Origin of the sequence: Myroides marinus (assembly GCF_900109075.1) — a bacterium.
GTDB lineage: Bacteria > Bacteroidota > Bacteroidia > Flavobacteriales > Flavobacteriaceae > Flavobacterium > Flavobacterium marinum_A.
In genome coordinates this window covers 58,719-81,641 of record NZ_FNYS01000016.1, presented here as the reverse complement: position 1 = coordinate 81,641, position 22,923 = coordinate 58,719, and the positions used below count along the sequence as shown (strand labels likewise).

The following is a 22,923-nucleotide window of genomic DNA, read 5'->3' as shown; positions in this document are numbered from 1 at the left end:
GCTAGCGCAGATGGTACTGCTAACCAGTGGGAGAGTATGTCGCCGCCTTTCTTTAGAATCCCCAATCTCATTAGAGGTTGGGGATTTTTTGTTTTTATAAAGTACATCTTTTTTCATTAGTTATTGTTTTGATCTTTGTATCTTTAAACTCCAAAATGAGAAAATTATTTATTTCTTTGTACGCAATTTGAAGAATACTATGTTAAATAAAATGAAACGAATATTATTAAGATTAGGTATTGTAATTGTTGGGTTAGTAGGACTTGTTTTCCTATTAATGTATGTTGTACCTATTTTTTATGCAGATAAGATCAATATCAAGGTCAAGGAATTAATGAAAGAATCAATTAAAGGTGATGTTAACTTTGAAAGTATTGACTTATCTTTTTATAATAAGTTTCCTTCTTTAACAGCTACTATAAAGAAACCTAGTATTGAAGGAGTTCAAGTAGATTCTTTGCTTATTGGTAAGTTATTTGAAGCAGAGTCTGTTAGTTTAGGGGTTGATATAATGGCTCTACTAGATAGTAAGTTGTCGTTCAACAAAATTTATATTAATCAACCTGTTGTAAATGTAAATGTAAACGAAGTTGGTTTGGCTAACTATGATATATTTGTTCCATCTGATGAAAAGGAAGAGACAGATGAGAGTTTAGAGCTAAAGATTGAGGAATTACATATTGATAAAGCTGAGATTATATATAATGACTTAGCAAGTAAATTGAGTTTTGTAGCTTCTAGTTTTGATTATATAGGTCAAGGAAAAATGAGTGATGCTGTGTTTGATTTAATAAGTAAAGCGAGTATCGGATCATTTGATTTTAATTTTGATGGAGTACACTATGTAAAGGAAAAGCCTATTCTAGCTAAATTAGAAACTAAGGTAGATACAAAGTCTTTAACGTTTGTTTTTGCTAAGAATAATCTTCGTATAAAAGGATTACCAGTTGATTTTAAAGGACGTTTTGGTTTTGTTGAGAATGGTTATGATATGCTGTTTGATGTAAAGACAGAGGATGCAACATTAGAACAATTGTTATCTGTAATACCACCAGAATATCAATATTGGTTAGATGATACTAAGTTTGCTGGAGATGTGGATGGTAAGTTTCATTTAGAAGGTAAATATGTTGTAGCTGAGAACTTAGCGCCTAATGTTGATTTAGCACTTAAAATTAAGAATGGTTTTATTCAAAATAAACAAGTAGCTAAACCTTTAGAGAATCTTACTTTAGATTTTTCTTATTCAATGCCACGTTTAGATATTCAGAAAGGAATTGTAGATGTAAAGCAGTTGTCTTTTGACTTAGATGGTAAGCATAGTGATATGAACTTTAATGTTGAAGGACTTGAAGTAATTAAAGCGAAAGGAAAAATTAACTCAATTGTAAATCTTGATTTGTTCCAAAAAGCTATTGGGATTGATGGATTTGCAATGAAAGGAGAATTAGCTTTAGATGGTAGTTTTGATGGTACATATTCAAAAGGTGTAGTAGAGCGTAGAACATTACGAAAAGTTTATCGCGATAGTACAATAACAAGTATTCCAACTTTTGATCTTAAAGGATCTATTAAGGATGGATACTTTAAGATGAAAGAATTACCTGAAGCACTTGAGGCTATAAACTTTGGTTTTGATGTAGTAGCTAAGGATTCTAATTACAAGAATACTTCTCTAAGATTCTCTGATATATCATTATCTGCAATGGGTAATTTTATTAAAGGAAATATCTATCTGAAAAATCTAAAAGATTTCAACGTAGAAGCTGATGTTGATGCAAAAGTTGATTTAGAGAATATCAAGCAGTTTATTCCTATCGAAGATGTTGTATTAAGAGGAGTAATCGATGCTAAAGGAAGTATTAAGGGGACTTATGAACCAAAGCGTAAGTTATTCCCAGTTATTGATTCAGAGGTTAAGTTTGTAGATGGTTATATTCAATTTAAGAAGTTACCAGATCTACCTATTGAGGATATACAAATTCATACGATAATTAATAGTAAGCGAGGATCATTAAATGATTTAACAATAAAAGTATTACCTATTAATTTCAAGATTGCAGGTGAACCTTTTCAGTTAGCAGCTAGTTTGTATAACTTAAACAATCTTAATTACAACGTTAAGTCAAAAGGTACATTGAATATTGGGAATTTGTACAAGTTATTTAAGATAGATGGTATAGATGTAAGAGGACGTTTGTTGACAAGTTTGTTCTTAAGTGGATTACAAAGTGATGCTGTTAAAGGGAATTTCGATAAGTTAAATAACGGTGGTAAGTTTGAAGTTGATAACATCACAGTATCTTCAGATATGTTCCCTAAACCACTTCATATTAAGAAAGGAGTTTTCTCTTTCTATAAAGAAAAAATGAAGTTTGAGAAGTTTGAAGCAACATATGGTAGTTCTAAATTCTCTATGAATGGATACTTGACTAATGTGATAGGTTATATGCTTAAAGGAGATACATTAAGAGGAAACTTTGATTTGCAAACTCCTTATATGAATGTAGATGAATTTATGATGTTTGCTAATAATAAAACTAGTAAGTCAACTACAGTTAACACAGCTAATGCTGGAGTTATCCAAGTACCTAAAGATGTCAATATTACATTTAACGCTGTTGGTGATAAGATTAAGTACACAGAATATAATATAGAAAACTTTACAGGTAATCTAGTAGTTGCTAACGGAGGGATTGATTTAAAAGATACTAAATTCAACTTGATCGGAACTAATGTATCTATGAATGGAACATATAAGCCGACAGGATATAGAAGCGCACTGTTTAGTTATAACTTAAAAGCTTCTGAGTTTGATATTCAAAGAGCTTATAAAGAAATAACAATGTTTAGGGAAATGGTGAGTATGGCTAAAGACGCCTACGGAACAGTATCTCTAGATTATAGTTTAAAAGGAAAATTGAACAGTAGCATGTTCCCTGTGATGAAAAGTATTGAAGGGCAAGGAACGTTGTCATTAGCTAACATTAGTTTCAAAGGCTTTAAGCTTTTAGGAGCTATTGCAGATAAGACAGATGCGAAGTCATTAGAGAAAGGTACTTTGTCAGATGTTAATATTAAGTCATCTATTAAAGATAATGTGATGACTATTGAACGCACTAAAATGAAGATGGCTGGTTTTAGACCACGTTTTGAAGGACAAGTGAGTTTAGATGGAGATTTGAATATAGGATTCAGATTAGGATTACCACCTATGGGGATCATTGGTATACCAATGAGAATTACAGGTAATGCTGAAGACTTTGATATAAAATTAGGTAGATATAAGGCAAGTGATGTCTTTGGTAAAGGTGCAAAAGACGACGACGATGAGGATGAAGTTGATGGTTCAGATATAAAATCAGTTAATGATTCTGTACCGCCGGCACCTGTCGTACAACCCCTACCAACCACTAAACCTGATAGTCTTCCAAAATCAGCATAATAAAAAGCTCAGATATTATCTGAGCTTTTTTCATTTATATGTGATTTAAGTTATACTTTTGAAGTATAAAACATTATATAATGAGTACATATAGTAAGTTAAATGATATAGAGAACCTACTTATAAAACAGAATAGTGTAGATATACCTATGCACGTATTCCAAGTTGATAATCCTCAAGAAGAACAGGTTCTTCGTGCTATGTGTGAAGAGGTACTGCCTACTGATGAGAATTTAAAATATCTTATTGCTAGGATGTATAAGACAGTACAGAGTGAAGAGAAACCAGGTGTAGGTATAGCTGCTCCACAAGTGGGGATTAATAGGAGAGTTTTCTTGGTGCAACGTATGGATAAAGAAGGAGAACCTTTTGAGTTTTTTATCAATCCAGAAATTGTATGGTACTCTAAAATTCAACGCAGAGGAGATGAAGGGTGTTTGTCTATTGCAGATGCTTATGGGCAAGTACATAGAAGTTTAGCAATTCAGATTACTTATTACGATTTAAGTGGAGAGCATTTCCAGGAAGTAGTAGAAGGTTTTACAGCTGTAATTATGCAGCACGAGTTTGATCATCTGAATGGAGTCTTATTTACAGATCGCATGATAGAACAAGAGAATAATCAATATTATAATGCATCACCTACGAGCGAGATTGTATATCTACGATAAATGGAACAAAGTAATATTTGTTCTCGTTAGTCTGTTGTGTTGTATAAACTCTTATACATATGCTCAATCTAATGCATTAGAGTATAATTATGAGACGATAGAGCTAAGTTGTCCTTCTAACGATAACGAAGTAGCAGAATTATATAAAGCTGGTTTAAAAGCTTTAAATTCTCCTAAGTTTTACAATGTAGCAGGTAAGATATTTTTTAGTTTGATAGAACGTGATAAGACACTCTGCGATGCCTATTTTTATACAGGAGTATCCTTAACCAAACAAGATAAGCACGATGCAGCAGTAAGTTATTACTACTATGCGGATAGTTTAGCGACTAAGAGCAATTCTGTTTTTAAAGAAGAATTAGCAGAAGCAGCCTTACGCGTTGGCAATGTAGGATTAGCTAGGAAGAAGTATGAAGAATTAATTACAGACTTTCCTGATGACCCTGATGGTTATTATGGGATAGGACTTACTGCTACCTCATTAGGGGATATCGCTAATGGGCTTCAGAAGTTAAGTATAGCCGAAGGATTATATATTGCAGAGAATACTTGGACTCCGCAGCGTCAGCAAGAAGTTTATCTGATGAAAGGCATCCTGTTTATAGCAGATACACAGTATAGGTCAGGATTAGAATATTTAGATAAATGCTATAATGCGTTTAGTAAACTTGATGACTTTAATGCTAACTATGCTATAGCCTGTGATGAATTGTATAAAGAAACACGGGATGGAAATTATAAGATAAAAATACAAGAAGCTTTAAGTCGAATAAAAGATAAAGAGAAACTCAATGATGCTTTCTTAAAGCGGTTTGAACTAATAAAATAGAAAAGAGGTACTATAATATTCATATAGTACCTCTTTTCTATTTTATAGCTAGATTGATATCAAAGCCAATACCTCTTATACTTGTAATGCTAATTGCATCATCGTGTTGAAGGTATTTTCTCAGGCGAGTAACGAATACATCTAGACTACGGCCATTAAAGTAATCAGCAGAAGGCCATAGCTTCTGTAGTATATCTTCTCTAGGAATTACTTGTCCATTATAATTAATTAGCAATAGCAGCAAGTCACGCTCTCGTTCTGTTAGTCTAATGGTTTCTTTAGCGTGTGTAAGCTTTAATTGCACAGGATTAAAAACATAGCTTCCGAGTAAATACTGTTCTGTTTTAGGAACAGCAGTTCTCTTGAGGATATTTTCTATGCGAAGCTTTAACTCTTCCGGATCACACGTTTTAGAAATATAATCATCGGCTCCCAGTTTTAATCCCATTAGTCTATCTATATTCTGATTTTTAGCTGTTAAGAATAAGAAAGGGAGAGTAGGTACGATAGCATTAATCTCTTTAGATAAAGTAAATCCATCTTTTATAGGAAGCATAATATCCAGGATAGCCAAGTCAAAGTGTTCTTTACTTATTGTATCGATTACTTGTTCTGGAGTAGAAAACCACGTCACGTCAAATCCACAGATACCCAGATACTGTTGTATAACAGTACCATAGTCTAAATCATCTTCTACTAATAATAGTTTATACATAAGGTATTGTGATTATAAATGTAGTACCTTTTTGAGGCTTACTATTAATATTTATTTGCCCGTTTAGAGACTCTACTATTTGTTGTACTTGGTATAATCCTATACCTAGTCCAGTAGTATTGTGAATATTACCTTCCCTTATTCTATAGAATTTTTTGAATATATCCCTTTGTTGATCTTTAGCTATGCCTATTCCATTATCTAAGACTGAGAATATATAATGTTTATCATTAGTAGATATATTACACTGTATAGCTGTCCCTCCGTATTTAATACTATTTTCTATTAAATTTAATAGAATAGTCTCCATCTTCGTTTTATCTAGTAATACTTCTTCTTGAGCATCCCATTGTTCATAGAGTTTAACCTCTGGATATAATTGTCTTAAGTCATCCATCATCTGCGTTAAGTCCTTCACAGTGTAAGGATTATTATCACTTGTCATATAAGGAGTAAGGCTATTTTGTAATCTATCTAATCGATTCACTTGACGCATAAGTAGATCTATAGTAGGAGATTGATACTCTAGAGCTAGATTATTGCACCCATATTTAAGTGTGGCGATAGGGAGTTTAAACTCGTGAGTGACATTATCCACCATGTTATACAAGTTGTCCACTTCCTTTTCTTTTTGTTTAATTGTGCGATAGGCAATATAGTAAACGACTAAGAGTGATATAGCAACGATAGCAGTCAAAATAAGTAATGGCAATAGCGATAAAAGAGCTATACTTATAATGTTTTTAATATCAATGTATTGATTTTGATACAGAGAGAAGTGATGTTTATACTCTTTTTCTTCCTCTCTTACATCAGTTCGTTCACTACTTTCCTGTACCTCCCAATTAGAAGTATTGGTTTTATAGGATTTTTCTACTTTATGAGAGGTCTGAAGTAAAGTTATAGGAGCTTCTAAAAGCTCTTTTTTTTGATCATGTAACGTTAATTGAGACATATCATATCTGACAGCCACTTCATACTTTTCATTAACAAATAAGCTATCTATGAGATGGCTAAAATGTTCTTCTCTTGCTTTTAGTATTTTTTTATTAAACTCTTTAAACTCATCTAATGTTTTTTTTCCATGCACTATCTCTAAGAGCATTCTATATTGTTCATTCTCTTTTTTTATTGTGTATTTATTTAATATTCCAGATTCTTCTAGATTATCTATTCTTGTATGTACAGTAGTTACTATCTCTTTACATTTTAGTTGAAAAGCATGGTATATATATGCTCCCATTACCCCTATTAGTAGGATATAGAATACACAGAATATAATTAAATAGTATTTAGAATTAAGCTTTTTCATATATACAAAGATAATTTAAATGAGACTATAAAGGATACCCCTTCTTTCTGTTAACCCTTCATTAACCGTTCATTAACCACATTAGAGAAGAGGGAGTAGCATCTTTGTTTAAAATTAATCAAATTATGGGACGTATTATTATTCTATTATGTGCATTGTTGTTTGGAGCCTTAACACAAGCACAATCTATATCCTCAACTATCAAGGGAAAGGTAGTTGATAATAAGAAAGAGCTATTAGCTTTTGTGACTGTTGTAGCTAAGGATGCACAGGGTAACGTATTGCAATCTATGTATACTGATGAACAAGGTAATTATGAAATAACAAATACAGAAACTCAGCAATTAGAGTTTACTTACATAGGATTTAAATCTAAAGTAGTAACTGTAGGAAAAGAAGAGGTATCTGTAGTTGAGCTATTAGAAGATAATGCCATATTAGACGAAGTAGTTATTAAAGCGAAGCGCCCAACAATAAAGAGAGAAATAGACAGATTAGTATTTAATGTTCAGGATACCCCACTTGCTACTACTAATGCTTGGGATATTATCAAGCAAACACCAGGGGTTACTTCTATAGGGGATAATCTTAGTATCAGAGGTAGTCAGAGTATTTTAGTCACAATAAATGATAAGAAGGTAATGCTGACAGGTGATCAACTAAAAGACATGCTAGAAGGAACTGATGGTACTCAAGTAGAGGCGGTAGAGGTAATCACTAATCCACCAGCTAAGTATGAGGCACAAGGGAATGCTGTCTTAAATATTAAACTAAAGAAAAATGTAAACTTAGGGTACAAAGGAAGTGTAACGGATCGTTATAAGCAGGCTACTTATGCAGTGAATACTTTAAGTACACAACATTCTTATACAGGTGAAAAGATTAATCTATCAGGAAGTTATTCTTTTACCAATGGGACATCAGCACGATATAATGAAGATAATGTAATTTATGAAAATGGAGAGCGATGGAGTACAGATCTAACACGTATCAATAAATACAGAGGAAGACATAGTTTTCAGTCAGAGCTAGACGTGAAGATAGATAGTACACTTACGTTGACAATAGGAGGGAATGGATATATCAATGAGCAAACCAAAGGAGACTTCGTGATACCAACTCTGATCTACAACAAGGATAATAATGTTGAGTCTAATTACACTACTTTTAATAAGAAACGTGCTAATATGGAAACTTATACAGGGTATCTGATGTTAGATAAGAAGTTTAGTACAGACAAGAAATTATTGTGGTCATCTTATTTTACATATGAATATCAAGAGGATAATCAGGATGTATTGACTCATCTTAATTTTAAGGGAAAACCTAAAGAAGAACGTTTTTTTGCAACAGAAAATAATCAACACACTCGATTAGCAGTTTCTGGATTAGACTATAGTGTAGATAAGGAAACAATTAAATGGGAATTAGGAGGGAAGTATAGTATTGTGAAAGCACAGTATGGCTTAGACTTTTTTGATTATAAACTAGATGGATTGAATAAAGACAAGAGTAATATTTTTGATTACCAAGAAATCAATTGGGCAGGTTATACATCCTTTACTAAGAATTGGGATAAGTGGCAAGTAAAAGGAGGGTTAAGAGGTGAGTATACAGGTATTCAAACTAAGAGTAACGGAGATAATAATACACAGTCTTACTTTAAGCTGTTTCCTACAGCCTATGTGAAGTATGATGTAACAGAAGACCAACATTTAACTTTATCGTACGGGAAACGTATAGATAGACCTTCTTATTCTTGGATGAATCCTGCAAAGAGCTATTATAACTTATTTTCTTATTTTCAAGGAGACCCTGATTTAAAACCAATGATCAGTCATAACTTTAGTTTAGGATATGATTATAAAGAATGGAGTATTGAAGCTGTATATAAGAGGGAAATAAATCCTTCTATGGAAATCTCTTACCAAGAAGATGACACGAATACACTTATCTATCATTATACAAATATTGATAAGAGACAACAAGTAGGTATTGTATTGAATACACCATATAAGATAGGAGAGTGGTTAGTACTGAATAGTTATTTAACAGCTGGATATCAAGAAGACTATTTCTATGGTGTAGATAATAAATTATATAAGAATGATGTATTTGGTATATATGGGCGATTATTCGCTTCAGTAGATTTACACAAGAAGAGCAATTGGAAAGTAATGATGACTTATTCTTATTCATCACCAAGTGTACAAGGGACTTTTAGAATCAGCAGTTACCAACGTACAGACTTTATTATGAGTAGAGATTTTTTACAGAAGAAAATATCAGCCAATCTATATGTGTATAATATATTCGGAAGTGATAGACAGATTATCAGTACCAATTATGCTAATCAAAACAATTACTTTAAAGACTATAGTGATACACAAGGATTTGCTATTTCTGTAAAGTATAATTTTGGAAACCAAAAGGCAAAATACAGCAGTAAAGAAATTGATATGGCAGAGAAAGACAGGCTGTAGTCATAAGATTACAGTCTGTTAACTTCCCGTTAAAGAACGTTCGCGTTTTGTGCTTTATTAATGACAATTTATTTACGTACTCAAAATCAATAGGTAATACTAGTGAAATAGTTTTGACACAATCAATCAAACAAGTAGTATCGTAAATGAAGAAAAAATTACACTTAGCAGGATTTGTGTGTGCAGCATTGTTCTCAGCACAAGTTTTAGCACAAACCACACAAGCTTCTATTCAAGGGATAGTATTACAGGATAATGCTATCCAACAAGGTAAAGAAGTATTGATTAAAAACACTTCTACAGGGTTTACCACTCGTACTAAAACGAATGCAAATGGAGAGTTTGTATTTAAAGAAATCCCATTGGGAGGACCATATATAGTAGTGACCACAGATGAAGCAGGGGCTGAATTTAAAAAAACAGGATATTATGTAAATCAAGGAGATAATGTATTTGTCGATTTAATGATTGGTGTGGAAGATCAACATTTAGACGAAATCGTTATTGACGGTAAGAGTTTAAAGAATCAGAAAGAATCTTTAGGAGCAGCTACTACGTTTACAGCGAGTTCTATTAAGAACTTACCTATTAATGGTCGTAATTTCTCTAATCTTACAGATTTATCTCCTCTGTCTAATGGAGGATCTATTGGAGGACAATTAGGTTCTTCGACTAACTTTACTATTGATGGTACTACTGCTAAAAACCCTACTTCTGCAGGGGCTACTACTAGTAGAAGTGGCGCACCATATTCTGTATCTATGGAAGCTGTACGTGAGTTTCAGGTAGTGACTAATCAGTATGATGTGACATTAGGAAGAAGTGGGGGAGGTACAGTAAGTGCGGTGACTAAAGCAGGTACTAATGAGTTTACAGGATCTATGTTCTCTTATATGCGTGCAGATTGGTTATCAAGCCCTTATGATATCAACGGTAATAAGAAAGGAAAAATGGATTACTCTACTTACCAATATGGAGTGTCATTAGGAGGACCTATTATTAAAGATAAGCTTCATTACTTCGTGGCTTGGGATCACCAGTTAGATACTAGATCTCTCATGATAGCTGATATAAAAGGACCACAAGATGAAGATAGATACGGTATCACTAACCAGACTTTAGATAAGTTCGTTGGGATAGCACGTGATAAGTATGGAGTATCAGATGCTCCACAATATGGAACATTTGATAAGAGAAGAAACTCTGATGCAGCTTTCTTGCGTTTAGACTGGCAGATTAATGAGAACAACTTATTAACAGTTAGAAATAACTTAACGTATGATTATAATCCATTAGGGCTAGGTGATAATACTCAGATTAATTTATACGAGTCTTATGGGACAGATAAGAGTATTGACAATAGTATATTAGCTACATTGAGATCAAATATTAGTCCTAAGGTAACGAATGAGTTAAAAGTACAGTATTTATATACTAATCAAGACAGTTATCAGAATGAGCAATTGCCGAGTTGGTACATTCCTCGTGCTATTGTAGAAAATGTTACTTCCAATGTAGGAGGAGGAGTGCGCTCTGCCAATATTCAGTTTGGAGGACATCGCTTTGCTCAAGAGAAGTTTTCTAATAATGTATTCCAGATAGTTAATAATCTATATTATAACACGGATAAGGTTAACTATACCTTTGGTGTTGACTTAATGCAGACCAACTCTAAGTCTGTATATGGAAGTGAAGTAAATGGTCGTTTCCATTTTAATACTGATCCAGCTTTAGGATATTCATCTATGGACAGTTTTGAGAATATGAGACCTTATAAGTACTACAGAGAAGTTCCACTAGTAGATGATCTTACAGTAGATGGTAACATCTTAAATGCAGGTATCTATGGACAGATGCAGACTGTGTTATCACCTGGATTAGATATGACATTAGGACTACGCATGGATTATGCTAAGTATCCGACAGCTAAGTTTAACCAGTTGGTGTATGATGAGCTAGGATTGAGAACAGATAATAAATTCAAATCATTGATTGTTCAGCCTCGTATTCAATTTAATTGGAATATCAATGAGAATAATACAGATTATATCCGTTTAGGAGGAGGTATATTTGGTTCGGATATCAATAACTATGCTCTGATTAATAACCTTACTTTCGATGGTAGTAAGTTAGCTACTGTTGACGTAATGGGGACAGATGTACCAATGCCAGACTTCGAAGCATATAGGAGAGATAAGAGCACTATACCTTCATTAGAACAACATCAGTTAAGTACCATCAACTTTACTGGTAAAGATGCAAAAGTACCAATGGTATATAAAGCTAACTTATCATATACACACTTCTTCAGCAGTAGATTTAAAGTAAGTGTAACAGGGTATATGAACTTAGCGCGTAACAACTACTTCTATAAAGATAGAAATATGGTAGACACACCATTCTTTACTTTAGATAATGAAGGAGGTAGAGGGGTATTCGTACCAGCAGAAACTATTTTAGCTAATGGAGCTTCTGATTGGAAACAAGGAAGAAAGACAGATAAGTTAGGACGTGTATTAGAATTAGTAAGCGAAGGAAAAGTGAATAACTATGCCTTAGTTTTTGATACGAACTATAACTATTATAGAGATGGTCAGATAGCGGTTAGTTATACTTGGAACTCTACTAAAGACAATACTTCTTATAATGGTAACGTCGCTAACTCAGCTACCTTAGGATTACCAGTCGCATCAGATCCTAGAGACCTAAGTAAGATGAGTTATTCTGATAGCCATTTCAGACATAAGTTAGTAATTTATGGTAATGCACCTAGTTTCTATGGAGTGAATGTAGGAGTTCGTTTCTCAGGAATAGGAGGTACTAGATACAGTTTGTTATCAGGAGGTAATACGAACGGAGATTTCGTAAGTGGAAGTAATGATTTAGCTTATGTGTTTGATATTAATGATCCTAAAACACCACAACATATAAAAGATGGGTTACAGGCAATCATAGATAATCCAGAAGTAAGTACTAGTCTTAAGAATTATTTAGAAGATAGCTATGGTAAAGTAGCAGAAAGAAATGGTGGTAAGAATGGTTTCTTTGGAGTATTTGATTTGCGTATTGCAAAGACATTTAAAGTAAAAGGAAAGCATAAGTTTGAATTATCAGCAGATATCTTTAACGTTGCTAACTTGTTAAATAAAGATTGGGGAGTGAATAAATCTATGCGTAATCAATCATTATATGCTTTAGGTGTTCCTAAAAAAGGAGATGTAGCAGCACTACCAGGGTTTGATAAAGATAAGCAAGAATTTAACTATAGAGTAAATACAAAAGGGACTCCTGTAAAAAGAGGAACACCTTATCAGATACAAATAGGATTAAAGTATAGTTTTAACTAAAAGTCTTATATATAGAGTTTTACATATTTCAATTAGGTAATTAAGGAAGATAGCCGAAAGGCTATCTTTTTTTGTTTCCTTATACTTCTCGTAAAAGTGGCATTTTGCACTTAAAAGTCGTAATTTTAACAGTTAAATGTTTGAATATGGAATTTGATTACTTTGACAAGATTAGAAAGATTAGAACAGGTATTCGTTTCTATAGTGAGCTTTTGATAGAAGCTTCTTGGAATGTATGGAATATCAAAACGAGAGTAGGAATCTTCTTCTTTTCATTAGTTGCAGCTTTATTAGGGACATACTTTTTGTCTCCAGATGTTTTTACAGAAGCACAGCGTTACACGATGTTTATTCTGATCTTTTCAATTTTGTTATGGGCGACAGAAGCTATTCCGCCTTTCGCAGTTGGAATTATGATTATAGGTTTCCTCGTCTATACGATGGGCAATATGCAAGGAGCTACTATCTCCCCTCAAGAGATTTCGGCCACCTGGTCTGATAGTGTTATCTGGATATTTTTAGGAGGGTTCTTTTTGAGTGAAGGGATGCGTAAGACTAACCTCGATTTATCCTTGTTTAAAAAGACTATTTCTGTATTTGGCTCTAACCCTAACACACTAGTATTAGGTATTATCATAGTTACTTCAGTATTATCACTTATTATATCTAATACAGCTACTGCAGCTATGGTATTAGCATCAGTGATGCCACTTATCGATAGGGAAGGTAAGGATTCTCATATGTCTAAGGCTATTCTAATCAGTATACCTGCAGCAGCTACATTTGCAGGGATGATGAGTATGGTATCTACACCACCTAACTTAATTGTAGTAAACGTATTAAAGTCAAAAGGTTTTGACGTTACATTCTCTCAGTGGTTACTATTAGGATTTATACCTGCTGTGGTATTATTAGGAGGATTCTGGTATGCTGTAGTACGCAAGTATACCTCTAAAGTAAAAGGACTAGATGTATCTTTTGCTAACAAGGCTTTAGATATGACTAATAATATGAGACTACAGCGATTAGCTGTTATCGTTATCCTTGTTGTAACTGTATTGATGTGGATGCTAGGTAGTAGATTACATATTCCTACAGCTGGAGCAGCTATGGTGCCGATTATGTTCTTACCGATGCTAGGTATTATCACAGCAGAGGACGTACGTAGATTACCATGGGATACACTGATGTTAGTAGCAGGAGGTCTATCTCTAGGGATGGCCATTAAAGAGTTGCTAGCACCTTATTACTCACAGTTCTTAGCAGGTATGGAGTTTAATATGATCGTGATGATGATCATCTTTGCTGTCGTTACAGTGTTATTCTCTAATATTATGAGTAGTACAGCTACAGCTACTATTGTGATTAATATAGCAGCTATCGTATTACCTCCAGACCAATTATTGCCAGTAGGGCTAGTAGTAGGGTTGTGTTCATCATGTGGATTGTTCTTACCTGTATCTACACCACCTAATGCCATCGTATTTGGTACAGGGATGTTAAAGCAGAAAGACTTTGTCCTCGGTGGACTCTTTGGAGCAATATTAGGTACTACCATTATCATATTATGGGTACTATTCTTACAGCATTTTACAGGCTTCTTTGAAGCAATTTAATAGAACATATAGTATAAGCAAAAAGGCGTATTCAATCTGAATACGCCTTTTTGCTTAAAACTGTTATTTAACCCAGATTCCGCTTTATCCCAATACTACGAGTTAATTAGTTTATTGCTGAATCTGGGTTTAAATAAATTATATTCTTTCAGGGAAGTTAGTAATGATACCGTCTACCTTTAATTCCTTTAGATGCTCAATGTCTTTTGGTTCATTAGCAGTATAAGGATATATCTTTAGGTTAGCCTGTTTGATCTTACTTACATTCTCTTGGTTTAGCGTTTTATAGTAAGGGTTGATTGCTACGGCTTTTACTTTATGAGCGAACTCTATAGCATCAGCAGGCTCACTACCTGTAAGTACAGCGATGTCAATATTGTTATTGTTTTTGCGCATAATTTCTAATTCATCCCATTTAAAACTAGAGATGATGAAGTCAGCATCTGTCCATCCTTTCTTTTTATATGCTTCTATTACTTTAGCTGTAGGTTCAGCCGTTTTAGCTCCTTTTAGTTCTATGTTTAAGACTGCTTTTCTGTCGATAGCATCTATGATCTCTTCTAAAGTAGGTATTGAATATTTTTCAGTTACTAATAATTTTTTTAGTTCTGCTTTAGTGTAATCTTCTATTTTTCCTTTTCCATTCGTTAGACGTTCTAACTTGTCATCATGATGTACCATAAGAAAACCATCCTTAACTGTAAAAACGTCTATCTCTATTACGTCACAGTTCATCTCCACAGCTTTCTTGATAGACTCTACAGTGTTTTCTGTAATGTGTCCCATAGCACCTCTGTGTCCTATTCTTAATGGATTATATTCTTGAGCAAATGCTGTTGCTGTCATGCTTAATATTATGGCTAATAGTTGTGTTTTTAGTTTCATGGTATGTTTTCTAATTGTTTAGACAAATATGACTGTTTAATGTATTCTATGTTTTACCTCAATATTATCAAAGTGTAAATAATAGGATAGAACATCAATGCCTTATTAGAAAACGCGGTATGATCAGTGTTAGTGATGATCACATATAAAGATAAAAAAAGCTGCTCATCTCTGAACAGCTTTAGTTTATTATTTTACAGGTGTACCAAATAAGTCAAACTCATAAGCACTATCAATGTGAATATTTGCAAACTCACCTATCTTAAGATAGTGTTGTGTAGCGTCTATTCTCACTTCGTTATCTACATCAGGACTATCGAATTCTGTACGTCCGATAAACTCAGTACCTTCTTTTCTGTCAATGATACAACGTAGTGTTTGTCCCACTTTCTCTTGGTTAAGATCAAAAGAAATCTGAGCTTGTAACTCCATAATCTCATTTGCACGTTGTTGTTTTACCTCTTCAGGTACATCGTCTACTAAAGAGTAAGCATGTGTATTCTCCTCGTGAGAGTATGTAAAACATCCTAAACGCTCAAACTTCATCTCTTGTACCCAATCTTTCATAATCTGGAAGTCTTCTTCAGTCTCTCCAGGGTATCCTACGATTAATGTAGTACGGATAGTCATACCAGGTACGGCTTCTCTAAATTCTTTTAATAATTTAGTAGTTTTAGCTTGTGTAGTACCACGACGCATTGACTTTAAAATATTGTCAGAGATATGTTGTAATGGAATATCTAAGTAATTACAGATCTTAGGTTCTCTCTTCATTAATTCTAATACATCCATAGGGAATCCTGTAGGGAATGCATAGTGAAGACGGATCCATTCGATACCTTCTACTTTAGCAAGGTTCTCTAGTAACTCTGCTAAGTTTCTCTTTTTGTATAAATCTAATCCGTAGTAAGTCAAATCTTGAGCAATCAAGATTAATTCTTTTACTCCGTTTTTAGCTAATCCTTCTGCTTCTTTTACTAATTTCTCAATAGGTTGAGATACGTGTTTTCCACGCATTAATGGAATAGCACAGAAACTACAAGGGCGATCACATCCTTCTGCGATCTTAAGGTAAGCATAGTTCTTAGGAGTAGTAGTTAAACGTTCTCCTAATAATTCGTGTTTATAGTCAGCTCCTAATGCTTTAAGTAATAAAGGAAGATCTGTAGTACCGAAGTATTGATCTACATTAGGGATTTCAGCTTCTAAATCAGGTCTATATCGCTCAGATAAACATCCAGTAACGAAGACTTTGTCAACAATACCTTGCTCTTTTTTATCTACGTATTCTAAGATTGTGTTTACAGATTCTGCTTTAGCATTATTGATAAAACCACAAGTATTGATTACTACAATATTCGCTTCATCAGTAGCAGCTTCATGTGTTACATCTTTTCCGCTAGCTTTTAATTGTCCCATTAACACTTCACTATCGTAAACGTTTTTAGAACAACCTAAAGTTACTACGTTGATTTTATTCTTTTTTAAAGTTTTGGTTCTCATTGATTTAAAAAATTGGACTGCAAAATTACATTTTTTTTAGCTACAAAACATAGGCTTTAGTATAATTATATGAAACGCCCTCCTAATTATAAGCATTCTGTTTTAGTATATGTATTGTTATTGAATAGGATAGAGGTGCAAAAGTAGCTTTATGTATATGAAGACTGTATGAAATGATTTGATTTATTTTAATAAAAGTTAGAGGATGTGATATCTAGATACAGAAACAAAATACACAGGCAATAGTGATGTCACTTTAGTCTAGGATAGTTCTAAGGTACTTTTATAGTTCTTCTATAAAAAGGCTTCTACGTAGAGCATTTTCGAGGAATCCTAGAAGAATTGTAAAAGGAATGCCCCAGAGTACACGTGGTTATTGGCTTTAAGGCCTTATTTGTTTTTGTTTATAGGAAAAACTGTTTTTGTTTAATGTTTTGATTTATAGTGTCTTGTTGTTGTTTATTCTTATTATGAGAATAAAAAAAACAAGGTACTTTTTTGTAAAAAGGAGCTTTTTAGAGCAGTATTAAGACGTATTTTTTAAAAAAGTATCCCAAAAGAACCTTTTGAGGCTTTAAAAAGTGAAGATGTTGAGGTGTAAATTAGAAAAAGGAGTTAAAAAAATGAACTAATAACTAAAATAGTACTTATTCATATAATGAACTATTAATAGGAGTTATGTCATGAATAAGTATTAATATAGAGAGTAAAGTTGGTATTGTGTGAATTGTGAGAACAAAAAAAGAGGCTGACAATTTAATGTCAGCCTCTTACTATATTTAAAGTCTATGACTTAGTATTATAATTTGAAGATACCTCCGAATGCGATAACTGTTTGTGCAAACCAGAAGTTGTGCATAGCTCTATCTGCTTTGTCTGCAGTAGTACGTACGTCATACATATCGATATATCCACCTTTTAACTCTGCCTGAACAAAGAAGTGTTTGAAGAACGTTACGTTAAGACCTGCTTTAGCAGAAAAACCAAAACCAGAAACGTGGAATTCGTCATATCTTTCTTTTCCTAATAGTGTTGTGTTTGTTTTTGGTAATACGATACCTGTTCCAATACCTTCAGTTAAGTTGATCTGAACTTTATCAGTATCCCATACTCCAAATAACTTAGAGATATCATCTACACGGTTTAGCTCTACGTTGATATAGTTTAACCCATCTGTGTGTTCGAATTGTAAGAACTCATCTGTAAGTTTTACTCGGTTTGGTTGCCCAGGAATTGTTTCTCCAAAGCTACCTTGCCCAGGATAGTATCCTAAGATACCTACAGTTTGGTTCTGATCCATTACATATTTCATGTGGTCAACACCAATAGAAACGTTGTACTTATCACTAACGAAGTAACCTACTCTAAAGTTAGTTTGAGGAATAGTCATACGAGCTGGATTGATGTAGTCAATATGCCATCCTTTAGGTTTGTCTGATGCTTCTACGCTTTGTAGTACGAAATCGTAATCATCTCCTCTAAATCTGATGTCAGAGTTACTGAAATAACCACGGTTACCTCCCCAGTAAACATAGAATTTACCTTTGTTAGAATCTGTGTAACGCAAAGGTGTAGTCACTGCTTCTTGAGCGAAACTTGTTGCTGTAGCAAACAAGCATAATGCAGAGAATAATTTAAAAATACCCTTCATATATATGTTTTTATTATTGTTAAAAAAAATCGAATGGCAAAGGTATAATAAAAAAATCTCTTTATCAGTTTATCTGATAAAGAGATTAAGTACTCTAACTTCTAAAAAGTGTTAGAAGCTGATATTGTATGTTAAACTTACGAAGTTATTTGTGTTTTTGATATCTGCTGCAGCATAAGCACTTGGGCCTACTGTGTCTACTAAGTGCGTTTTATAAGTCTGATGAGATCTAGAGTAAGATAAGTCTAATCTAGAACTACCAAATGTATATCCTACACCAGCAGAGAAACTGTTTAGATCTCCATACATTTTAAACTCATCTTTATAAGGACTTTGTTCAAAACGGTATCCAGCTCTTAAGCTAACTTGATTAATTAAATATTCTCCTCCGATACGCACTTCACTAGTACCAGTCATCATAGCATTGATTCCTTCGTTTAGCCCATAATAAGTATCATCACTAGTAGGTTTAAACTTGTTATTGCTATAATCTTTATATGTATAGTCAACACTAATTAACCCTTTTTTATTAATCACATAAGCTAAACTCCCCGTAAAATGTGAAGGAGTCTTTACTCTATAGCTCCCCGATAGGTTAACTACTCTTGGGTAAAAATTTACTGGGGATTCTCCAACAATTGAATTACTCATTCCTTGTATTAATTCATCTTTTAATGAATACCAAGTAGGAGATTGATAAGAAAGCCCTGCTCTTAATGATTCTGTAAGTTGTCCAATCGCACCGATATTAAATGAGAACCCTGTACCATATGTGTACATCTCATTAAAATAATTCATTGTGTGAATAGAACCTTTAGAGCCAGGATTCTCAATAACTTCTGAAGCCATACTGCTTTGAGTATGATCTATAACGTGTAAGTTAAGATTAGCTCCCACATAGAATTTTTTACCTAACTGAGCAGCGAAGTTACCAGAGAACTTACTAGAGAAACCACTAGTGCTAAGTCTTCTAGCTTGGTCATATCTACTGTTTTGATTGTAGTTAGCCGTATAAGAACCATTTCCTTGTCCTTGATTAAGGATATAGCTTTGATAAGCTAAGAAACTTTGTTGTCCAACATAACCACCATAATAAGCGGCATCACTATATCCTTGATCATAATTAAAATTATTGTTTAGATCTTCTCTAATCCCTTGTGGATTCGAAATATTATGATCTACTTTAGCATTATTAGCCATATTTAGGAAGTAATCACCTAAACTATTACCATTACTCATACCTCTAAAGAATACGTCATTTCTCATATTCTTAGTACTTTCGTAGTTAAGTCCAATAGTGAACTTCTTCATAGTAGCATTCTCATTGTAGTTGTTAAATACAAAAGCTGCTCCCATCTGTCCTAAATCTAGTCCATTATAGTTCTCTTTTTCTTTATTACCATAATATGTAGACTTATTACTTCTATCTAAGTATGATAAACTGAATGCTGCAGTGTTATGATTAAAGATAGCACCACCTGCAGGGTTAATACTTAAAGAAGATAAATCTCCTCCTACTGCACCGAATGCACCACTCATACCTCTAAAACGGGCTGTACCGTTTAAGTCTGACTGATTATACCTCATGATATCAGTAGGGGTAGGCTCTTGTCCATAAGTAGCCGCTGCTGTAAGTAAAATAGAACTTACTAGTGTATAAAAATGTTTATTCATTTTAGTTATCATGTTTACTTATATATTATCTGCTGTAACTGCTACGTGAACTACCTCCTCCTGAAGAGCTTCTAGAACCTCCACTATAACTGCTTCCTCCACGAGAATATGAAGATGAAGAAGATGGAGTAGAGTAGCTACTTCTCGAATAAGAACTTCTAGAACTGTTGTTATAGTTGTTATAGTTGTTATTATTAGATGTATTATTATAACGAGAGCTATTAGAAGAATTAGTTCCATAAGAAGAACGTGAGTATGAACTTCTAGAGCTATTGTTATAAGAATTGTTATTATTATAAGAGTTGCTACCGTTATTATATGAAGATCTAGAGTATGAAGATCTACTAGAGTTCGAATAATTGTTACTACCTGAATAGTTACTTCTAGAGTAAGAGCTTCTCGAACTATTATAAGAACTTCCTCCATTATTATATGAAGATCTAGAATAGCTAGAGCGTCCATTAGAAGGATATCTTACAGTAGAGTAGTATGAGTTATGGTATGGGTAGTATCCTCCGTAATAAGGATATCCGTATCCGTAGTATGGATAACCATAGTATCCACCCCATGGGTGTCCATAGTATCCGCCTCCCCAGCCCCAACCGAAGCCAAAGCTTAGACCAAAACCACCACCCCAATAAGGGTCATAGTATCCTCCATAATATGGGTAGCCATATCTGTAACCATAATAAGGAGATCCGTAACCGTAGTATCCATTGTTATAAAAATTAATAGATACACTGCTAGGTTCTGTTCCCCAAGAACCGTAAGAAACAGCTTGTTTAGGTTTGTGTTGAACTACACTGTCATTTACTGGAGATGTATATTGATTTACATCTGTGAAGTATTCTAAATCTTCACTCTTAGACTTAAAGTACTCCTCATAGTAATTTCTGTCAGGATTTTGGTTGCTGCGATATTGTTGAGTGTTTCCACTTTGACTATATACACCATCATTATATGATGTGTTATAATACGAACCACAAGAAACAGTTAATCCTCCTATAAGTAAAAACATTCCGATTTTACTTAATATTCTAGAAGTTTGGATAATTGTTTTCATTTCGTTGTTTTTTTAATTGTCGGTCAAAACAAATTTAGTTAGTTTTGTGGAATTATTATAGTTAATTAAGAGTTAAACAATTTTAACTGCTAATATATTAAAAATGAGCAAGAATATTACTAAAAGAAGTGAGGACTACTCTAAATGGTACAATGAATTAGTTGTCAAAGCAGATTTGGCAGAGAATTCAGGTGTACGTGGATGTATGGTTATCAAGCCTTACGGATATGCTATCTGGGAGAAGATGCAAGCAGAGTTAGACAAGAAATTTAAAGAAACTGGTCACCAAAATGCTTATTTCCCCTTGTTTATCCCCAAATCTTATTTTAGTAAGGAAGCAAGTCACGTAGATGGATTTGCTAAGGAATGTGCAGTTGTAACTCATTACCGATTAAAAACAGCAGAAGATGGAAAGACTATTGAAGTAGATCCAGATGCTAAATTAGAGGAGGAGTTAATCGTACGTCCTACATCAGAAACAATTATTTGGGATACATATAGAAAGTGGATTGAGTCATACCGTGACTTACCAATCTTAGTGAATCAATGGGCGAACGTAGTTCGTTGGGAAATGAGAACTCGTCTATTCTTAAGAACAGCTGAGTTTTTATGGCAAGAAGGTCATACAGCGCACGCAACTGAAAAAGAAGCTATCGCTGAGGCAGAACAAATGTTAGATGTATATGCTGATTTCGCTGAGAACTTTATGGCTATTCCGGTAGTTAAAGGTTTTAAAACAGAGAATGAGCGTTTCGCTGGTGCTATCGAAACTTACTGTATCGAAGCATTAATGCAAGATGGTAAAGCGTTACAAGCTGGTACATCACACTTCTTAGGACAAAACTTTGCAAAAGCATTTGATGTGAAGTTTACATCTCAAGAAGGAAAACAAGAGCATGTATGGGCTACATCATGGGGTGTTAGTACACGATTAATGGGAGCATTAATTATGACTCACTCTGATGACAATGGATTGGTATTACCTCCAAACTTAGCGCCTATACAAGTAGTAATCGTGCCTATTCATAAAACTGACGAGCAGTTAGAAGCTATTCGTGAGGAAGTGAAAAAGATTACAGATAGATTTAAGAAGTTAAATATTTCTTTCAAATTTGACGACCGTACTTCATTCAAACCAGGATGGAAGTTCGCTGAGTACGAATTAAAAGGAGTGCCTGTACGTATAGCTGTAGGACCAAAAGATTTAGAGAATGGTACTTTTGAGGTAGCACGTCGTGATACATTGACAAAAGAGGTAGTGTCTAAAGATGGTATCGTGGAGTATATCCAAGATCTATTAGAGACTATCCAAGCTAACTTATATAAGAAAGCATACGATTATAGAGCAGAACATATCACAGAAGTAAATTCTTTTGAAGAATTTAAAGAAGTGTTAGAAGGTAAAGGTGGATTTATTTCTGCACACTGGGATGGTACCGGAGAAACAGAAGAAAAGATCAAAGACCTTACTAAAGCTACAATTCGCTGTATTCCAATTGATAGAAAAGAGGAAGAGGGAATATGTGTGCTAACAGGCAAGCCTTCTAAGGGTAGAGTGTTATTTGCTAAAGCATATTAATTTCAATTTTTTTTTGTTTTTCTCTTGCGGGATAAAAAAATTATTGTAGTTTTGCATCCGCATTAGAGAAACAAATGGTCCGTTCGTCTAGGGGTTAGGACGCCAGGTTTTCATCCTGGTAACAGGGGTTCGATTCCCCTACGGACTACA

The 22,923-nt window shown here is 33.8% G+C and carries 14 protein-coding genes and 1 tRNA gene; 8 read left to right on the top strand and 7 right to left on the bottom strand.

What is annotated here, in order from left to right; all coding sequences use genetic code 11:
• Positions 1 to 211 precede the first annotated feature (211 nt).
• From BMX53_RS14370 to BMX53_RS14360, 3 genes are all read left to right on the top strand, one after another.
• On the top strand, positions 212 to 3,445 hold the full coding sequence (locus tag BMX53_RS14370) for an AsmA-like C-terminal region-containing protein (RefSeq protein WP_244154522.1): 3,234 nt from the start codon (positions 212 to 214) through the stop codon (positions 3,443 to 3,445).
• 80 nt (positions 3,446 to 3,525) lie between these two features.
• On the top strand, positions 3,526 to 4,116 hold the full coding sequence (gene def / locus BMX53_RS14365) for a peptide deformylase (RefSeq protein ID WP_038988358.1): 591 nt from the start codon (positions 3,526 to 3,528) through the stop codon (positions 4,114 to 4,116).
• Positions 4,079 to 4,945 (top strand): tetratricopeptide repeat protein, encoded by an 867-nt coding sequence (locus tag BMX53_RS14360; protein WP_074747131.1) that lies wholly within the window; start codon positions 4,079 to 4,081, stop codon positions 4,943 to 4,945. Before def ends, BMX53_RS14360 begins: the two co-directional genes overlap by 38 nt.
• Positions 4,946 to 4,982: 37 nt before the next feature.
• On the opposite strand, the gene BMX53_RS14355 is transcribed toward BMX53_RS14360, so the two are convergent.
• Together BMX53_RS14355 and BMX53_RS14350 are read right to left on the bottom strand one after the other, a co-directional pair.
• Positions 4,983 to 5,660, bottom strand: a complete 678-nt coding sequence (locus BMX53_RS14355) for a response regulator transcription factor (RefSeq protein WP_038988000.1) — start codon at positions 5,658 to 5,660, stop codon at positions 4,983 to 4,985.
• On the bottom strand, positions 5,653 to 6,972 hold the full coding sequence (locus BMX53_RS14350) for an ATP-binding protein (protein WP_074747129.1): 1,320 nt from the start codon (positions 6,970 to 6,972) through the stop codon (positions 5,653 to 5,655). Before BMX53_RS14350 ends, BMX53_RS14355 begins: the two co-directional genes overlap by 8 nt.
• 125 nt (positions 6,973 to 7,097) lie before the next feature.
• Between BMX53_RS14350 and BMX53_RS14345 the strand changes: the two genes are divergently transcribed.
• The 3 genes from BMX53_RS14345 (at position 7,098) to BMX53_RS14335 (ending at position 14,418) form a co-directional block, all read left to right on the top strand.
• Positions 7,098 to 9,455: an outer membrane beta-barrel family protein gene (locus BMX53_RS14345; RefSeq protein ID WP_063175602.1), complete on the top strand. Its 2,358-nt coding sequence runs from the start codon at positions 7,098 to 7,100 to the stop codon at positions 9,453 to 9,455.
• Between the two features lie 146 nt (positions 9,456 to 9,601).
• Positions 9,602 to 12,802 carry a TonB-dependent receptor gene (locus BMX53_RS14340; protein ID WP_038988003.1) on the top strand — a complete coding sequence of 1,067 codons (3,201 nt, stop codon included), beginning with the start codon at positions 9,602 to 9,604 and terminating at the stop codon, positions 12,800 to 12,802.
• A gap of 146 nt (positions 12,803 to 12,948) precedes the next feature.
• Positions 12,949 to 14,418, top strand: coding sequence for an SLC13 family permease (locus tag BMX53_RS14335; protein ID WP_038988004.1), 1,470 nt, complete (start codon positions 12,949 to 12,951; stop codon positions 14,416 to 14,418).
• 138 nt (positions 14,419 to 14,556) lie between these two features.
• Here BMX53_RS14335 and BMX53_RS14330 read toward each other — a convergent pair whose 3' ends face one another.
• The 5 genes from BMX53_RS14330 to BMX53_RS14310 form a co-directional block, all read right to left on the bottom strand.
• Positions 14,557 to 15,303: a glycerophosphodiester phosphodiesterase gene (locus tag BMX53_RS14330; RefSeq protein WP_038988005.1), complete on the bottom strand. Its 747-nt coding sequence runs from the start codon at positions 15,301 to 15,303 to the stop codon at positions 14,557 to 14,559.
• A 189-nt stretch (positions 15,304 to 15,492) separates the two neighbouring features.
• The gene (gene rimO, locus BMX53_RS14325) at positions 15,493 to 16,806 is read right to left on the bottom strand and encodes a 30S ribosomal protein S12 methylthiotransferase RimO (RefSeq protein ID WP_038988006.1); all 1,314 of its coding nucleotides are present in this window, start codon (positions 16,804 to 16,806) and stop codon (positions 15,493 to 15,495) included.
• A gap of 799 nt (positions 16,807 to 17,605) precedes the next feature.
• Positions 17,606 to 18,457, bottom strand: coding sequence for a hypothetical protein (locus BMX53_RS14320; protein WP_038988007.1), 852 nt, complete (start codon positions 18,455 to 18,457; stop codon positions 17,606 to 17,608).
• 111 nt (positions 18,458 to 18,568) lie between these two features.
• A complete protein-coding gene (locus BMX53_RS14315; protein ID WP_074747143.1) occupies positions 18,569 to 20,131 on the bottom strand; it encodes an OmpP1/FadL family transporter in 1,563 nt (520 codons plus the stop codon).
• 25 nt (positions 20,132 to 20,156) lie between these two features.
• Positions 20,157 to 21,194: a hypothetical protein gene (locus BMX53_RS14310; RefSeq protein WP_074747127.1), complete on the bottom strand. Its 1,038-nt coding sequence runs from the start codon at positions 21,192 to 21,194 to the stop codon at positions 20,157 to 20,159.
• Positions 21,195 to 21,297: 103 nt separating this feature from the next.
• Between BMX53_RS14310 and proS the strand changes: the two genes are divergently transcribed.
• Together proS and BMX53_RS14300 are read left to right on the top strand one after the other, a co-directional pair.
• The gene (gene proS / locus BMX53_RS14305) at positions 21,298 to 22,773 is read left to right on the top strand and encodes a proline--tRNA ligase (protein WP_038988009.1); all 1,476 of its coding nucleotides are present in this window, start codon (positions 21,298 to 21,300) and stop codon (positions 22,771 to 22,773) included.
• A 76-nt stretch (positions 22,774 to 22,849) separates the two neighbouring features.
• Positions 22,850 to 22,921: transfer RNA gene (locus BMX53_RS14300), tRNA-Glu, on the top strand.
• The last annotated feature ends 2 nt before the right edge of the window (positions 22,922 to 22,923 follow it).

Bases quoted from the DNA above. Each gene is read 5' to 3' on its own strand.
- BMX53_RS14360 (WP_074747131.1), top strand. From the start codon at position 4,079: ATGCATCACCTACGAGCGAGATTGTATATCTACGATAAATGGAACAAA.
- BMX53_RS14340 (WP_038988003.1), top strand. From the start codon at position 9,602: ATGAAGAAAAAATTACACTTAGCAGGATTTGTGTGTGCAGCATTGTTC.
- proS (WP_038988009.1), top strand. From the start codon at position 21,298: ATGAGCAAGAATATTACTAAAAGAAGTGAGGACTACTCTAAATGGTAC.
- BMX53_RS14345 (WP_063175602.1), top strand. From the start codon at position 7,098: ATGGGACGTATTATTATTCTATTATGTGCATTGTTGTTTGGAGCCTTA.
- BMX53_RS14350 (WP_074747129.1), bottom strand. From the start codon at position 6,972: ATGAAAAAGCTTAATTCTAAATACTATTTAATTATATTCTGTGTATTC.
- BMX53_RS14310 (WP_074747127.1), bottom strand. From the start codon at position 21,194: ATGAAAACAATTATCCAAACTTCTAGAATATTAAGTAAAATCGGAATG.
- BMX53_RS14355 (WP_038988000.1), bottom strand. From the start codon at position 5,660: ATGTATAAACTATTATTAGTAGAAGATGATTTAGACTATGGTACTGTT.
- BMX53_RS14330 (WP_038988005.1), bottom strand. From the start codon at position 15,303: ATGAAACTAAAAACACAACTATTAGCCATAATATTAAGCATGACAGCA.
- BMX53_RS14315 (WP_074747143.1), bottom strand. From the start codon at position 20,131: ATGAATAAACATTTTTATACACTAGTAAGTTCTATTTTACTTACAGCA.
- rimO (WP_038988006.1), bottom strand. From the start codon at position 16,806: ATGAGAACCAAAACTTTAAAAAAGAATAAAATCAACGTAGTAACTTTA.
- def (WP_038988358.1), top strand. From the start codon at position 3,526: ATGAGTACATATAGTAAGTTAAATGATATAGAGAACCTACTTATAAAA.
- BMX53_RS14335 (WP_038988004.1), top strand. From the start codon at position 12,949: ATGGAATTTGATTACTTTGACAAGATTAGAAAGATTAGAACAGGTATT.
- BMX53_RS14370 (WP_244154522.1), top strand. From the start codon at position 212: ATGAAACGAATATTATTAAGATTAGGTATTGTAATTGTTGGGTTAGTA.
- BMX53_RS14320 (WP_038988007.1), bottom strand. From the start codon at position 18,457: ATGAAGGGTATTTTTAAATTATTCTCTGCATTATGCTTGTTTGCTACA.